11 protein-coding genes and 1 pseudogene are annotated in these 14,721 nt (G+C 72.9%); 6 read left to right on the plus strand and 6 right to left on the minus strand.

Annotation, left to right across the window (positions count from 1 at the left end; all coding sequences use genetic code 11):
* The gene (gene add / locus ABD331_RS17040; RefSeq protein ID WP_344475662.1) at nucleotides 1-1,023 is read right to left on the minus strand and encodes an adenosine deaminase; all 1,023 of its coding nucleotides are present in this window, start codon (nucleotides 1,021-1,023) and stop codon (nucleotides 1-3) included.
* A 97-nt stretch (nucleotides 1,024-1,120) separates the two neighbouring features.
* Here add and ABD331_RS17045 point away from each other — a divergent pair, with 97 nt between their 5' ends.
* The gene (locus ABD331_RS17045; protein ID WP_344475664.1) at nucleotides 1,121-1,867 is read left to right on the plus strand and encodes a class I SAM-dependent methyltransferase; all 747 of its coding nucleotides are present in this window, start codon (nucleotides 1,121-1,123) and stop codon (nucleotides 1,865-1,867) included.
* 75 nt (nucleotides 1,868-1,942) lie between these two features.
* Here ABD331_RS17045 and ABD331_RS17050 read toward each other — a convergent pair whose 3' ends face one another.
* The 3 genes from ABD331_RS17050 to ABD331_RS17060 are packed head-to-tail and all read right to left on the minus strand — an operon-like array spanning nucleotide 1,943 to nucleotide 6,560.
* Nucleotides 1,943-2,812: an oxidoreductase gene (locus tag ABD331_RS17050; protein ID WP_344475666.1), complete on the minus strand. Its 870-nt coding sequence runs from the start codon at nucleotides 2,810-2,812 to the stop codon at nucleotides 1,943-1,945.
* A gap of 2 nt (nucleotides 2,813-2,814) precedes the next feature.
* Nucleotides 2,815-4,305 (minus strand): glycosyltransferase, encoded by a 1,491-nt coding sequence (locus ABD331_RS17055; protein ID WP_344475668.1) that lies wholly within the window; start codon nucleotides 4,303-4,305, stop codon nucleotides 2,815-2,817.
* Nucleotides 4,305-6,560 carry a hypothetical protein gene (locus tag ABD331_RS17060; protein WP_344475670.1) on the minus strand — a complete coding sequence of 752 codons (2,256 nt, stop codon included), beginning with the start codon at nucleotides 6,558-6,560 and terminating at the stop codon, nucleotides 4,305-4,307. The genes ABD331_RS17055 and ABD331_RS17060 overlap by 1 nt, the downstream gene beginning before the upstream one ends.
* A 443-nt stretch (nucleotides 6,561-7,003) precedes the next feature.
* Here ABD331_RS17060 and ABD331_RS17065 point away from each other — a divergent pair, with 443 nt between their 5' ends.
* Together ABD331_RS17065 and ABD331_RS17070 are read left to right on the plus strand one after the other, a co-directional pair.
* The gene (locus ABD331_RS17065; RefSeq protein ID WP_344475672.1) at nucleotides 7,004-7,540 is read left to right on the plus strand and encodes an RICIN domain-containing protein; all 537 of its coding nucleotides are present in this window, start codon (nucleotides 7,004-7,006) and stop codon (nucleotides 7,538-7,540) included.
* Nucleotides 7,537-8,832, plus strand: coding sequence for a glycosyltransferase (locus ABD331_RS17070; protein ID WP_344475674.1), 1,296 nt, complete (start codon nucleotides 7,537-7,539; stop codon nucleotides 8,830-8,832). The genes ABD331_RS17065 and ABD331_RS17070 overlap by 4 nt, the downstream gene beginning before the upstream one ends.
* A 78-nt stretch (nucleotides 8,833-8,910) precedes the next feature.
* Here ABD331_RS17070 and ABD331_RS17075 read toward each other — a convergent pair whose 3' ends face one another.
* On the minus strand, nucleotides 8,911-9,684 hold the full coding sequence (locus ABD331_RS17075) for a hypothetical protein (protein ID WP_344475676.1): 774 nt from the start codon (nucleotides 9,682-9,684) through the stop codon (nucleotides 8,911-8,913).
* 74 nt (nucleotides 9,685-9,758) lie between these two features.
* Here ABD331_RS17075 and ABD331_RS17080 point away from each other — a divergent pair.
* Nucleotides 9,759-10,208, plus strand: a pseudogene (locus tag ABD331_RS17080) (Clp protease N-terminal domain-containing protein); the annotation flags it as partial.
* A 318-nt stretch (nucleotides 10,209-10,526) separates the two neighbouring features.
* Here the strand turns inward: ABD331_RS17080 and ABD331_RS17085 are convergent.
* Nucleotides 10,527-11,549, minus strand: coding sequence for a GNAT family N-acetyltransferase (locus tag ABD331_RS17085; protein WP_344475678.1), 1,023 nt, complete (start codon nucleotides 11,547-11,549; stop codon nucleotides 10,527-10,529).
* A gap of 108 nt (nucleotides 11,550-11,657) precedes the next feature.
* On the opposite strand from ABD331_RS17085, the gene ABD331_RS17090 reads away from it, so the two are divergent.
* On the plus strand, nucleotides 11,658-13,034 hold the full coding sequence (locus ABD331_RS17090; RefSeq protein WP_344475680.1) for an NAD(P)/FAD-dependent oxidoreductase: 1,377 nt from the start codon (nucleotides 11,658-11,660) through the stop codon (nucleotides 13,032-13,034).
* Nucleotides 13,035-13,060: 26 nt separating this feature from the next.
* Entirely contained in the window at nucleotides 13,061-14,662 is a 1,602-nt protein-coding gene (locus ABD331_RS17095; RefSeq protein ID WP_344475682.1) for an amidohydrolase, read from the plus strand.
* Nucleotides 14,663-14,721: the final 59 nt, after the last annotated feature.

Genomic DNA, 14,721 nt, shown 5'->3' on the forward strand with positions numbered 1-14,721 from the left:
TCAGCCCGCCGCGAGGAGGGTGTCGATCTCGGCCAGCAGCTCCCGCTTGCGCCCCTCCCCCAGGTACGACGCCCGCACCCCGTTGCGCGCGAACTGCGCCAGCTCCGGCTCGCCGAACCCGAACACCCGGTGCGCCACCCGGTACTCCTCGGCCAGCGTGGTGGCGAACATGGGCGGGTCGTCGCTGTTCAGCGTCACGTACAGGCCCTCCTCCAGCATCCTGGGCAGCGGATGGTCCTCGATGCGCCCGACCTGGCCGGTGCACACGTTGGAGGTGGGGCAGACGTCCAGCGGGAGCCGCGTCTCGCGCAGGTGGGCCACCAGGCGCGGGTCGGACAGGCAGTTGATGCCGTGGCCGATGCGCTCGGCGCCGTACCCGTCGATGACCTCCCAGATCGTCTCGGGGCCGGTCATCTCGCCGCCGTGCGGAACGCTGTGCAGGCCGGCGGCGCGGGCGGCGGAGAAGGCGGCGCGGTAGGCGTCCCGGTATTTGGCGCGTTCCTGTTCGATTCCGCCGATGCCGAAACCTACCAGGGCGGCGGGAGGTTCCTGGAGGGCGTGCTCCAGCGTCACCTTCGCGGCCTCCTCGCCGTACTCGCCCGGGATGTCGAAGATGTAGGCCATCTCGACCCCGTGGTCGGCGAGTGAGCGGGCGGCGGCCAGGTCGAGGGCCTCGGTGACCTCGCGCATGGGCATCCCGACCACGTGGTGGGCGTACGGGGTGACCTGCAGCTCCACGTAGCGGGCGCCCTGTCCGGCGAGGTCGCGGGCCAGGCCGAGGACGAGCGTGGCGACGTCCTCCGGCTCGCGGACGAGCGCGTTGACGGCCCGGTAGACGCGGGCGAAGTGCGGGAAGTCGACGAACCGGTAGAACCGGCGCAGCTCCTCCTCGCTGGTGGGGACGGCGCTGCCCGGGTGGCGGCGCGACAGCTCCAGCACGGTGGCGACCGAGGCGGAGCCCACCAGGTGGACGTGCAGCTCGGCCTTGGGCAGGGCGTCGATGAAGGCGTCGATGGAGGTCATGCCGACGACCTTAAGGCCGACATTTCGCGAAAAAACAGGCTTTGCGGTGGAATCTCACCTGAGATTGTCAAGTTCGCGCCTGGGCTAGGCTGGGCCGGTGACCAACGCCGAAGCGTACGATCGCGGCTTCGCCCACCTCAGCTCGCACACCGTCGGCCACCTCCTCGCCCCCGCCCGCCAGAGCCGCGCCCGCCGCCTGCTCGATGTGGGCTGCGGCACCGGCGTGGTGACGGCGGCGGCGCTCGCGCTGGGCGCAGAGGTCACCGCCGTCGACAGCGACCCGGTCATGCTGGAGCTGCTCGCCCGGCGGCACCCCTACGCGACCATCCGCCGGGCCGCGCTGCCCGAGCTGCCGTTCGAGGACCGCGGCTTCGACTGCGTCGCGGGCAACTTCGTCATCAACCACGTCACCGACGCGCCCGCCGCGCTCGGCGAGCTGCGCCGCGTGCTGCGGCCCGGCGGCACCCTGGCGCTGAGCTGGTGGAAGTCCGACGAGATGACGGCCACCAGCGTGTTCACCGAGGCCATCGCCGCGTCCGGGGTCCCCTACGACCCGCCGGCCCGGCCCTTCTCCGCCCACGACACGCCGCCGCTGTTCACCGCCCTGCTGAAGGGGGCGGGGTTCAGGGAGGCGGCCGTGGAGGCGGTGCGGTGGCGGCACCAGGTCGATGTGGCGGCGTGGTGGACGGACGTGGTGGAGGTGGGCGGGCCGCGGTTCGGGATGATCGGCTTCCAGCCGCCGGAGGTCGTGCGGCGCATCAGGGCCGAGTACGCCCGGCTCGCGGCGCCGTACGAGCGGGACGGGTTCCCCGTCTGCGCCTACCTGGCACGCGCCGTCAGGTGACCGCCTTCAACGGCCGGGCCGATGCTCGGACCGCACGTCGTTCAGCGGCCGGGCGATGCACGGACCGCACCTCGTTCAGCGGCCGGTGAGCTGCTCGAAGCGCACGCCCGTCAGCTCGGCCGACACCTCCCACAGCCGGGCCGCCAGCTCCTCCGACTGCGCCGCCCGCGCGGGCCGCAGCAGCCTGGCTTTGGGCCCGAAGTACTCACCCCCGCGCACGTCCGGCGAAGTGGCGGCGTACAGCGAGGGCACGGCCCCGGCCGCGGGCGCCTTCAGCAGCAGCCGCACGAGCGGCTGGAGCGGCCCCACCTTGACGATGTTCGTCGCGGTCGTCCCCGGATGGGTGGCGACGCTCTTGAGATCCACGCCCGCGCGATCGGCCCGCCGCTGCAGCTCCAGCGCGAACAGCAGGTTGGCGAGCTTGGAGCGGGCGTAGGCGGCCATGCGCCCGTAGCCGCGCTCCAGCCCGAGATCGTCGAAGTCGATCCGCCCGGCGGCGTGCGCGTCGCTGGTCACGGTCACCACCCGCGCGCCGGGGCGGGCGGCGAGCAGGGGCAGGAGCAGCCCGGTGAGCGCGAAGTGCCCCAGGTGGTTGGTGCCGAACTGGGTCTCGAAGCCGTCCTTGGTCAGCCCCTTCGGGGTCAGGCCGACGCCCGCGTTGTTGACGAGCAGGTCCACCTCGCGCACTCCGGCGGCGAAGCTCCTGACCGAGGCGAGGTCGGCCAGGTCGAGCTGCCCCAGCTCGACCCGGGCGTCCGGCGCCGCGCGCCTGATCCGGCGGACGGCCTCGGCGCCCTTGGCCGGGTCGCGGGCGGCCACCACGACGTGCGCGCCGTGGCGGGCCAGCTCCAGCGCGGTCGGCAGGCCGATGCCGCTGTTGGCGCCGGTCACGACGGCGCTCCTGCCGCTCAGGCCGGGCATGGAGTCGGGGGTCCACGTCGTCATCGTCACTCCGGAGTACGAGCCCGTTTCGCCCCCATTACATCACCGATCGCGGGCTGAAGATCACCCTCCACCAGGCCGTGCTCGGTCAGCTCCCAGAAGTGCCGCCGGTCAGGCCGGGCGAGCTGCCACAGCGCCTTGTACGCGGCCACGCTCATCAGCGCCCAGTACAGCGGGATGGTCAGCATCGCCCGCACCGCGGGGAAGAGCCCGCGTTCCAGGCACCCGGCCATCATGCAGTAGATCATCAGGGAGTTGCCGATCACCATGGCGGCGGCGCCGCAGTAGAGCGAGACGGGCGGGAAGAGCGCCTGCACGTACTGGGTGCCGGTGCACAGGTAGAGCAGCGTCAGGCCCCAGAAGAACGGGTTCACCAGCGTGGTGATCGTGGACAGGCCCATCGTGAGGTGGAAGGCGAGCGTCCGCCTCGTCCCGAGCTGCCGCCACAGCCGCACCGGGTGCCTGGTGTGCACGAGCCAGGTCTGCAGGTAGCCCTTGATCCAGCGGCTGCGCTGGCGGATCCAGTTGCCCAGGCGGCTGTTGGCCTCCTCCTCGGTGACGGAGACCATCATGCGCACGTCCCAGCCCCGGCGGGCGATGCGGATGCCCAGGTCGGCGTCCTCGGTGACGTTGTACGGATCCCAGCCGCCCAGGGCGAGCAGCGCGTCGGCGCGGAAGTGGTTGGAGGTGCCGCCCAGCGGGATCGGCAGCCGGTAGCGGTCGAGGCCGCGCAGCATGAGGCTGAAGTGGGTGGCGTACTCGGCGGCGAAGCACCGGGTCAGCCAGTTGGTCCAGGGGTTCCAGTACTGCAGCTCGGCCTGGACGCAGACGACCCTGCCGGGCAGCGCGCGGAAGGCGAGCACGGCCTTGCGGAGCTGGTCGGGGTCGGGGCGGTCCTCGGCGTCGTAGATGACGACGTACTCGCCGCGCGCCCTGGCGAGCCCGATGTTGCACGCCTTGGGCTTGGTGCGCGGCGCGGACGGCGGCACGAGCACCACCTCGAACGGCGCGCTCAGCTCGGGCAGCGCCGCGCGGGTCTCCTCGTCGTCCTCCTCGATCAGCAGCATGATCTGCAGCGACTCGGCCGGGTAGTCGAGCCCGGCCAGCCGCTCCAGCAGGGCCGGCAGCACCGCCGCCTCGCGGTACAGCGGCACCAGCACGGTGTAGGGCGGCAGCGCCTCGCCGGACAGCCGGTGCACGTCCGCCTCGTCCAGGTCGATGACCGCGGCCTCCCACGCGCCCAGCACCACGACCGTCTTGAACGCGAGCACGACGAGGTAGACGGCGGTGGCGAGCGCTATGGCGGCCTGGCACCACCACAGCGGCGACGGCCCCCAGCCGAAGGCCAGGTGCGTGAGCAGCGCGACGGCGATCACGGCGGGGACGGCGACGGCGACGCCCGCCTGCCCCCGGCTGAGCAGGCGCCGGGCGCTCAGGTCCGGGTCGAGGACGCCGATGGCCGCCCGGCCGTCGCGCTCACGATGTGAGGTGCTCATCACACTCGCCTCCGGTAGATGCGCTGGGCGGCGTCCCGGTAGACCAGCGTGAAGTCGTGCGTCAGCGAGGCCCGGTCGCGCAGCGCCCGCCAGGTGCGGTCCTCCTTGCCCGGCGCGGTACGCGCGTAGATCCACTGGATCCCGCTGCCCGCCGGGTCCTTCAGCGCCGGGCGCCACAGCCGGAAGCTGCCCTCGTAGACGATGCGCCCCAGCGGGACGCGCGAGTCGAAGGCGACGATCTCGTTGCCGTGGTTCTCCATGAGCACGAGCCCGCCGTCGTAGTGGCTCCGCAGCCAGGCCACCGCCCCCGCGGCGACGCGCCCCTCGTGGCCCGCGTCCCAGTGCAGCGGCTCGGCGAGCGTCGCGGTGCCGGGCACCGCCAGCACCGTGCCGATCATGGCGCAGGCCGCGGCGGCCGGCGCCCAGCGGCGGCGCGGCGGGATCAGCGACACCAGGTAGGCGGCGAAGACGGCCGCGGCGAGCGCCATCACCAGGGCGAAGCGCACGTTGTAGAGGCCGCCGCCGTGCACCTCGGGCACGTGCAGCGGGCGCTGCCCCAGGTACAGGGCCAGGACGAAGAACGGCAGGAAGACCAGCAGCGCGTACGGGGCGACCGCCTCCACCTGGAGCCGTCGCCGCCAGGCGTACACCAGCACCCCGGCCGCCCCTGCGAGCGGCGTGAGCGTGCCGAGGGCGTGCGCCATGGCGTAGGCGTAGGTGCTCAGGGCGACGCCCGCCGCGCCGATGTTCGGATCGCCTGAGGCGACCCACAGCGCGGGCTTGGCGTACTCGCCGGAGTGCCAGTACAGCCAGTCGTCGAAGATCAGCCAGGCCCAGGCGACCCAGCCGGCGATCCCGGCGAACGCCACCACCCCGAAGAAGATCAGATGCGCCTCCAGGCGGGCGAGCCCGCGCCAGCGGCGCAACGAGACGTACCCCACCACGACCGTCATCGCCACCGCCAGCACCCAGCCCTCGTAGCGGGTCAGCGTGGCCAGCAACGTCGCCGCCGAGGCGATCGAGAGCTGCGTGTACCGGCCGGTGCGGCACCACTGCGCCAGGTGGTGCACCGCCGCGGCGATGCAGGCGAACAGCAGCAGCTCCGTCATCGGGGTGCTCTGCAGGTAGAGCAGGTTGGGGTTGAGCGCGAGCAGTGCCGCCGCCGTCACCCCGGCCGCCCTGCGGCGCGTGCGGTCGGTTCCGGCCATCCCGGCGGCGATCAGGTACGCGTACCGCACGGTGACCACGTACGAGACCATCGAGATCAGCGAGCCCGCCAGCCCCGAGTAGAACAGCGCGTCGTGCCAGATGAGGGGCAGGGACAGCACGTGCGGCAGCGGCGGCCAGACGCCGCCGAGCTGGGCCAGCCCCGGGGTCGGGCTGTCGAGCACCCGGCGGGCGATGAGCAGGTGCGAGCCGCTGTCCTTGTAGGCCAGCACGGTGCCCAGCTCCAGGTGGTACAGGCAGGCGATGATCGACAGCGCCACGCCGGCCAGCGTCACGACGGCGAGCAGCGGGTCGCGCGGCATCCGCCAGGCGGGGCGGCGCCGGCCGCCGTCGAGGCGCAGGCCCGCCCTGGCTCGCGAGACGGCCCGCGGCACCGGGGTGCGGCCGTGCGGCGACAGGGGCAGCTCGACGATCCTGACGTCCCCGCGCCCGGCCGTCTCCAGGGGCGCGGGCCGCGCCGCCCCGCCGTGCTCCGGCTCCTCCAGCAGCCATCTGTCGAGCAGCCGGTAGGAGCAGGCGCCGCTGCTCGCCCGGCCCCTGGGCAGCAGGCGTTCCCACGCGGCCCAGGTCAGCACCGTGGCGCGGCGGGAGCGGGAGCGGGTCCGCTCCGGCGTGCCGACCACCGCGTCGGCCCGCTCCTCGCGCTGGACGCGCAGCAGCACGGGCAGGTCGGCGGCGTCGATCCGGTCGCCTGGCCCGACGAGCACGAGCCGCCGCATGTCGGTGCGCTCCAGCGCGGCCAGGATCCCGGCGCGCTCGGCCTCCGGCGAGTCGGGCGGCCCGTTGTGCGGCACGGTGATGACGCGGTCGGGATAGCGCGACGCCAGCGCGTCCAGGGCACCGGGCGCGCCGCCCGGCCGGCCGACGATGACGATCCGGTGCTCCAGGCCCGCTTCCGCGAGCGTCGCGAGCAGGGCCTCCACGCCGTGTTCGAGGTCGTCGGGACGGGGACGCGCGGGGAAGACGACGGCGACCGAGTCGTCCTTCCCGACCGGGTTCAGCCCTGGCGGATGTTCCTGGGACGGCATGCCGCGCTCACCGCCTCGGCGCCGCGCCGGCGGCGAATGTCGTACGGAAATATCCGAATCTAACGCATCCGCCCGTCGTCGCACCGAATCGCAGAACGCCCACATCCGTACAAGTCATGTCTCTCCAACGATGCGATCCGATAGGGCCACGGGTCGCCACAATTCACGGGGTCAGGAGATTTGCCCGTACCGTCCAACCCGACACCGATTATCACTGTTGCCGCAGCTCACAGCCTTGATCCCGCTACCAAAAGCCTGGCAAAGAGTCATATCGCCCACACACGATGGGAAATGTCCGATATTTCGAAAAGCTACGCCGATCGCGACACACCCAGCGCACTTCCGGAGAATTCTCACGCCCGCCGTTAGCATGACTTCGCGATATTCGCGATGTTCACGTCGCCGGGCGTCAACCGGCTATTCATGACAAAAAAGGACCCACCATGAGGTTGTGCACCACCGCTCGCGCCGCCGCGAGCTGCGCCGTCACGGCGATCGCCCTCACCACGCTCTCCGCGCCGCCCGCCGTCGCGGACCCGCGGTACGGCGGCGACGTCGTGGAGATCCAGACCCACGCCGACAAGTGCTTCGACGTTGCGGGCATCAGCGCCGAGGACCGGACGCCGATCATCCAGTACGGCTGCGACGACGAGTCCCACCAGCGCTTCCGGCTCCGCCGGATGCCCGACGGCTCGGTGGCCGTCCAGACCTTCAGCGGCAAGTGCCTCGACGTCGAGCACGGCAGCCGCGACGACGGCGCGCGGCTCGTGCAGTTCCGCTGCCACGCCGAGCACAACCAGCGCTTCCGGTTCACGCCCGTCAGCCGCGGCCGGTTCGCCATCCGCACCTCCGCCGGCAAGTGCCTGGACGTGCGCGACGGCAGCCTCGGCGACGGGGCCTCCATCGTCGCCTACCGCTGCCACGGCAACGTGAACCAGAGCTTCTACGTCGTTCCCGTCCGGCCGTGGTCCGGCATGTGAGCAACGCGCCGGCCCGCCGGAGGCTGCAGGCGTGGCACGGCGCGCCTGCGGCCACGCCGGTCAGCGTGGACATCGTCATCCCCGTACTCAACGAGGAGCGCGCGCTGCCGGGCTGCGTCCGGACACTGGCCGCCTACCTCGGCGGCTTCCCGCTGCCGTGGCGCATCACGATCGTCGACAACGGCAGCACCGACGGCACCTGGCGCGTCGCCGCCTCACTGGCGAACGAGCTGGAGCAGGTGCACGCCCGCCGGCTCGACATCCGCGGCCGGGGCGCGGCGCTGCGCGCGGCCTGGCAGGACAGCACGGCCGACATCGTCGCCTACATGGACGTGGACCTGTCCACCGACCTCGACGCCCTGTTCCCGCTGGTCGCCTCGGTGGCCAGCGGCCACTCGGAGATCGCCATCGGCACCCGGCTGGCGCCCGGCGCCCGCACCCGCCGCTCGCTGCGCCGCGAGGTGATATCGCGCGGCTACAACGCCCTGCTCAGGCACGGCTTCGGAGTGCGCTTCAGCGACGCCCAGTGCGGCTTCAAGGCGGCCAGGACCGACGTGGTCAGGCCGCTGCTGGGCCACGTCAGGGACGACGCCTGGTTCTTCGACACCGAGCTGCTCCTGCTGGCCGAGCACAACGGGCTGCGCGTGCACGAGGTGCCCGTCGACTGGATCGAGGACACCGACTCGCGGGTGCGCGTCGTCAGGACCGCAGTCGACGACCTGAAGGGGCTGGCCAGGGTCGCCTGGTCCATCTGCAGAGGGCGGGCCAGGGTCGAGGTGGCGCGGCCCGAGCCGAGGCCCAGGCACCCGGACGCGGTGGTCGCCCGGCCGCGCGAGGCCACCTTCCGGTCGTTCGTCATGGTCAACGCGGCCTCCTGCGTCCTGTACGCGCTGGTCTACCTGAGCCTGCGCGCGTTCTGGTCGCCCGTCGCGACCAACCTCGGCGCCGTCGCGCTGACCTTCCTGGTGAGCGGCGCGGTCCCGCGCCGGTGGACCGTCGCCCGGCTCCGGCGCGCCGCCGTGCGCGTGCGCTCCGCCGCGCGCTTCTCCATGGTGTACGCCCTCACCACCGCCGCCGCGCTGGCCGTGCCTGCGGCTGCCGGGCGGGCCGTGGAGGTGGGGGCGGTGCTGGCCGCGTACGGGCCGCTCGCGCTGTCCCGCTGGGTCGCGGGGAGCAGGCGGACCCGGCAGCGCTCCTGGACGCACCGCCGCCGCTCGGCCCGCCGGATGGCGCGGCGCGCGATGGCCCGCCGCGGCCTGGCGGGCCGCCGCCACCCCCGCTTCCCCGTCTGACGCACCACCGAACTGGAGAGCGCCGCCCTGCGCGCGCCCGGCACGGCCCCTTCGCCGTTCCCCGTGCGCCGGTCGGGCTCAGCGTTCCAGCCGCTGCCGGGCGTGGCGTTCCTCGCGCTGGGTCACCTCCAGCCGCTGCCTGACCTCGTCCAGCTTCTTGCGCGCCTTGCCCAGCTTCTTCTCCAGCCGGGCCACCTTCTCCGCCCGCTCCTCGTGCTCGGCCCGCGCGGCGTCCAGCTCCCGCACCCACTCCCGGTGCGCCGCCTCCGCTTCCTCGCGCTCGCGCGCCTTCCTGGCCTCGGCCTCCTCACGGGCCCGCGCCCGCGAAGCCTCCTCCTCGGCCCGCTCCTCCTCACTGCGCCTCCTCCGTGAGACGGGAGCGCGCGAGACGGGCGCGGGCGCGAACCCGCTGTACTGCAACGGCTTGACCAGCCGCCCCTGCCGCACCTCCCCGGCCGCCCCCGCGTCCACCAGCGCCGCGTCCAGGGTCTGGTCCACCTCGGTGCCAGCCGCCGCCGACAGCCCGCCCGCCTGCCTGGCCAGCCGCCCCACCTTGGCCGCGACCTCGCCCCTGCGCTGGGTCAGCTCGGCCAGCGCGTCGGCGTCCTGCTCCTGCCAGGCGGCGCGCAGCCGCTCCCCCACCTCCAGCAGCTCGGCCAGCTCGCCGGGGTGCTCGCGGGCGAGCCTGTTCACCGCCCAGGCGGACACCGTCGGCCTGCGCAGCCGCGCGATCTCGCGCGAGAGCCGCGCATCGCCCGCGTCCTTGGCCGCACGGGCCTCGGCCGTGCGTGCGGCGGTGAACTCGGACGGCGTCAGCCCGTACAGCCGGTCCGCCACCTCGTCAAGATCCACACAGCACAAATACCCCACATGCGCGTCCTTCTAGCGCATAGTGGAGGCAGCTCCAGCCGAACGGAGGCCCCCCGGTGTTCGAACGCTTCACCGACCGTGCGCGCAGGGTCGTCGTCCTCGCCCAGGAGGAGGCGCGGATGATGAGCCACAACTACATCGGCACGGAACACATATTGCTCGGCCTCATCCACGAGGGTGAGGGGCTCGCCGCGCTCGTCCTGGAGAGCTGCGGCGTGGAGCTCGACCACGTACGCGCCTTCGTCGAGCGCGAGGTGGGCCGCGACGGGGCCGCGCCCGGCGGCACCCGGCAGTCCGGCGCCAAGGCGGCGGCGGGGCACATCCCGTTCACGCCGCGCGCCAAGAAGGTTTTGGAGCTGTCGCTGCGCGAGGCGCTGCAGCTCAGGCACAACTACATCGGCACCGAGCACATCCTGCTCGGCCTGATCAGGGAGGGCGAGGGCCTGGCCGCCCAGGCGCTCGTGGACGCCGGCACGGACCTGATCGACGTGCGCCAGCGCGTCCTGGACCGCGTGGGGCGCGGCTCCAAGGAGCGGCCGAGCGAGATGTTCTTCGCGGGCGGCTCCGTGCTGAACGAGCGGCTCACCCAGATCCAGGACAGCCTCGACCGCATCGAGCGCCACCTGGGCATCAAACGCGACACGCCGCCGCCCCGCGACAAGGCGGACGAGGAGCCCCGCGAAGGCGAGGGCGAGGCCCTGGGCTGACGCTCCCGCCCCGACGCCATCGCGCCTGCCGACGCCGGAGGCAAGCCCCTGCCCCGGCACCGGGGGCGAGGCCCTGAGCCGACAGCACCACCCCGGCCTGCGCCGGGAACAGGTTCCTTAGGCCGACACCATCGCGCCGACCGGCAGCCGGGCCTCGATCACGCCGGGGTCCTCGGTGTAGCCGAGGGTGGCGCCCAGCGACAGCAGCAGCCGCCGCATGCGCGCGTTGTCGGACAACATGGTGGCCCTGACCTCGGCGTATCCGAGGTCGCGAGCCGCCCGCACCAGCATCCGGGCCATCGCCGTGCCCAGACCGCGCCCCTGCCAGCGGTCCTCGACCAGGAAGGCCATCTCGGCGGTGCCGGGATCGTTCGTGAACATCAGGTTGGCCATGCCGACGACCTGGCCGTCGTGCCCGGCGACCAGCGAGTACCCCCTGTTCCGATCGCAGAGCTTGTCGAACATGCGCGGCGGCAGCGCGGGCATCGAGGTGAAGTAGCGGAACCTGCGCGACTCCGGCGAGCACCTGTCGTGCAGGTCGCGCACGGCCTCGCGGTAGATGGAGGTGAGCGGGCGGACGGTGACCTCGACGCCGTCGGCGAGCTTGACCGCTCCGTCGGTGGTGCTCTGCTCGGTCGCGGGCTGGGCGAGCCGGGCGAAGGAGGCCGCCCTGGCCGCCTCGGTCAGGCTGAACGGCAGGTCGGCGCGGCGCAGCCGGACGGCTCTGCGCGGCGCGACGGGCACGATGAGCTGGGTCGGGTCGGGAAGATCACTCACGGCCTCACCATAGACCCAGCGTGCGTCGTCCGCGCGCAGCAGCTCGGCGAGCAGCTCGGGCAGCCGCCACGGCATGGTGCGCAGCCTGGAGGCGAGCAGCAGCGCCCTGGTGGGCTCGTCGGTCAGCTCGTGGGCGGTGGCGGGCACCACCTTGACGTTGCGGCCCCCGGCCGCTTCGAGAGCCTCGCGCACGGTCTCGGGGCTCGCGGGGATGTCGGCGACGAACTCGTCTACGGTGCCGTCGGTGTCGGACTGTACGCTCAGGCCGAGGATGTTGCCGCCCCTGTGGGCCAGGGCCGCCGCCAGCGAGGCCAGCCGGCCGGGTCGCTCGTCCACCGTGGTGCGGATGCGCAAGAATCCCATGCGTACGAGCATGCCCGGCGGCTGTTACACGGCCGCTAACGACGTGTTTCATTGCGTATTTCGTCGCAAGATGCGCCGACTTATCCCGATATAGGAGGATATGTCGCCATGAGCGTGCGTGTCCCCTTGTCGTCCGAGTACGTGAACGGCGACGTCTCCTTCTGGTACCGGTCCGCCGGCCTGCCCGCCCCCGGCCCCCGCCTCGACGGCGACCTCCAGGCCGACGTGGCCGTCGTCGGCGCCGGCTACACGGGCCTGTGGACCGCGTACTACCTCAAGCGCGCCCGCCCCTCACTCAACGTGGTGCTGCTGGAGCAGGAGTTCGCCGGGTTCGGCGCGTCGGGGCGCAACGGCGGCTGGCTGACCGGCGACCTGGCGGGCTCGCACGAGCGTTACGGCGCGGGCGCGCGGCGGCTGCAGCGCGAGATGTACGCCTCCATCGACGAGGTCATCGCGGTCTGCGAGAAGGAGTCCATCGACTGCGACCTGGTCAAGGGAGGCGTGCTGAACGTGGCGCGCACCCCCGCCCAGGCCGCCCGGCTGCGGGAGAGCGTGTCCTCGGCCCGCTCGTGGGGCATCGAGGAGGCCGATCTGCGCCTGGTCGACCCCTCCGACCACCTGCGCGTCGCCGGCGCCCTGGAGGGCTCCTGGAGCCCCCACTGCGCGCGCATCCAGCCGGCGAAGCTGGCCCAGGGCCTGGCCAGGGCCGTACGCGAGCTGGGCGTGCCCATCTACGAGCGCACCCCGGTGACCGAGATCGCCCCGCACCGGGCCGTCACCCCGTACGGCACCGTGACGGCGGGCCACGTGATCCGCGCGACGGAGGGCTTCACGGCCCGCCTGCCGCACCTGCGCCGCCAGTGGCTGCCGATGAACAGCTCGATGATCGTCACCGAGCCGCTGCCCGCCTCGTTCTGGGACGAGGTCGGCTGGCAGGGCGCCGAGCTGCTCGGCGACATGGCCCACTACTACATGTACGCCCAGCGCACCGCCGACGACCGCATCGCCTTCGGCGGGCGCGGCCGGCCCTACCTGTACGGCTCCCGCGTGGACGCCCGCGGCCACACCCACGAGTGGACCGTCGAGGCGCTGTGGCGGCTGCTGACCGAGTTCTTCCCCGCCGCCCGCTCCTCCTCGATCGCGCACGCCTGGTCCGGCGTGCTCGGCGTGCCGCGCGACTGGTGCTCCACCGTGCACGTGGACCGGGCCACCGGCCTCGGCTGGGCGGGCGGCTACACCGGACACGGCGTGACCACCACCAACCTGGCCGGCCGCACGCTGCGTGACCTGATACTGGGCGAGGAGACGGAGCTGACGTCGCTGCCGTGGGTGGGCCGCCGGGTGCGGTCCTGGGAGCCGGAGCCGCTGCGGTGGCTGGGCGTGCACACGATGTACCGCCTGTACCGGGTGGCCGACCACCGGGAGCGGACGATGCCGCGCACCTCGGTGCTGGCCCGCTTCGCCGACCTGATCACGGGACACTGACTTTTTCGCAGAAGGGAACACCCCCCATGGACCTGCTCTTCCGAGGCGGGCGCGTCTTCACCCCGCGCGGCGTCCTGGCCGAGGCCGTGCTGGTGCGCGACGGCGTGATCGCCGCCGTCGGCCCTGAGCGGGAGCTGGCGCGCGAGCCGCACGAAACGGTGGATCTGAACGGCGGTCTGCTGACGCCGGGTTTCACGGACGCGCACCTGCATCCGGTTCAGGCCGGGCTCGAACGAGCGAAGTGCGATTTGTCCGAGGTATTCGGCCTTGACGCGTACATAGAAAAGATCGCCGACTATGCCACTAAAAATCTTGATAAAGAGTGGATTGATGGCGGCGGCTGGGACATGTCGGCATTTCCGGGTGGCCTTCCGCACCGCGACCAGATCGACTTCCTCGACCGTCCCGTCTATCTGATCCAGCGCGACCACCACGCCGCCTGGGTCAACACCGCCGCGCTCGGCAGGGCGGGCATCACCCGCGACACCCCCGACCCGGCCGACGGCCGCATCGAGCGTGACGCCGCCGGCGAGCCCACCGGCGTCCTGCACGAGGGCGCCATGGACCTCGTCGGCCTGCTCACCCCGCGCCCGGCCGCCCAGGACCTGCTGGACGCCCTCGCGGACGCCGAGCGGCACCTGTTCTCGCTGGGCATCACGGGCTGGCAGGACGCCATCGTGGGCTCGTACGCGGGCTCCGACGACCAGCTCCCCACCTACCTGGAGGCGGCCCGCTCCGGACGCCTGCGCGCCCGCGTCGTGGGCGCGCTGTGGTGGGACCGCACGCGGGGCGCCGAGCAGATCGAGGACCTGATCGCGCGCCGCGCCTCCGCCGAGGGGCTCGGCCGCTTCAGAGCCACCTCCGTCAAGATCATGCAGGACGGCATCACGGAGAACTTCACGGCCGCCACCCTGGAGCCGTACTGCCTGTGCGGCGGCACGGGCCTGTCGTACGTGGACCCCGCCAAGCTCAGGGAGTACGTCGCCGAGCTGGACCGTAACGGCTTCCAGGTGCACTTCCACGCCATCGGCGAACGCGCGGTGCGCGAGGCCCTGGACAGCTTCGAGGGCACGGACCCCGCCAACCGGCACCACATCGCCCACCTGCAGATCATCGAGCCCTCCGACGTGCCCCGCTTCGCCGCGCTCGGCGTCACGGCCAACCTGCAGCCGCTGTGGGCCACCCACCACGCCCAGATGGACGAGCTGACGCTGCCCTACCTGGGCGAGCCGCGCTCGTCGTGGCAGTACCCGTTCGCCGACCTGCTGGCGCACGGCACCCGCTTCTGCGCGGGCAGCGACTGGCCCGTCTCCAACGCCGACCCGTTGCAGGGCATGCACGTGGCCGTCAACCGCACCGAGCCGGGCAGCTCCGTGCACGCCGGCTACCCGACCGCGCAGACGCCGTTCCTGCCCGGCCAGCGCATCGACCTGGCCACGGCGATGACCGCGTACACGGCGGGCTCGGCCTGGATCAACCGCTCCCCCGCCGGCGCCGTCGAGCCGGGCCGCCCGGCCGACCTGGTGGTGCTGGACCGCGACCCGTTCGAGCTCCCGCCCTCCGACATCTGGACCGCCCAGGCCCGCATGACGTTCGTGGACGGCGACCCCGTCTTCGAACGGCCCTGAACCCGCCGCACGCACGTACGCACGAGAGCCGCCGGGCGCACACGCGCACCTGACACGCT

This window comes from Nonomuraea monospora, assembly GCF_039531895.1.
In the GTDB taxonomy this organism is placed as follows: domain Bacteria; phylum Actinomycetota; class Actinomycetes; order Streptosporangiales; family Streptosporangiaceae; genus Nonomuraea; species Nonomuraea monospora.

What these genes read in the sequence shown, in the direction of transcription:
- add (WP_344475662.1), bottom strand. Translation starts at nt 1,023, where the DNA reads ATGACCTCCATCGACGCCTTCATCGACGCCCTGCCCAAGGCCGAGCTG.
- ABD331_RS17050 (WP_344475666.1), bottom strand. Translation starts at nt 2,812, where the DNA reads ATGACGACGTGGACCCCCGACTCCATGCCCGGCCTGAGCGGCAGGAGC.
- ABD331_RS17055 (WP_344475668.1), bottom strand. Translation starts at nt 4,305, where the DNA reads ATGAGCACCTCACATCGTGAGCGCGACGGCCGGGCGGCCATCGGCGTC.
- ABD331_RS17060 (WP_344475670.1), bottom strand. Translation starts at nt 6,560, where the DNA reads ATGCCGTCCCAGGAACATCCGCCAGGGCTGAACCCGGTCGGGAAGGAC.
- ABD331_RS17065 (WP_344475672.1), top strand. Translation starts at nt 7,004, where the DNA reads ATGAGGTTGTGCACCACCGCTCGCGCCGCCGCGAGCTGCGCCGTCACG.
- ABD331_RS17085 (WP_344475678.1), bottom strand. Translation starts at nt 11,549, where the DNA reads ATGGGATTCTTGCGCATCCGCACCACGGTGGACGAGCGACCCGGCCGG.
- ABD331_RS17090 (WP_344475680.1), top strand. Translation starts at nt 11,658, where the DNA reads ATGAGCGTGCGTGTCCCCTTGTCGTCCGAGTACGTGAACGGCGACGTC.
- ABD331_RS17095 (WP_344475682.1), top strand. Translation starts at nt 13,061, where the DNA reads ATGGACCTGCTCTTCCGAGGCGGGCGCGTCTTCACCCCGCGCGGCGTC.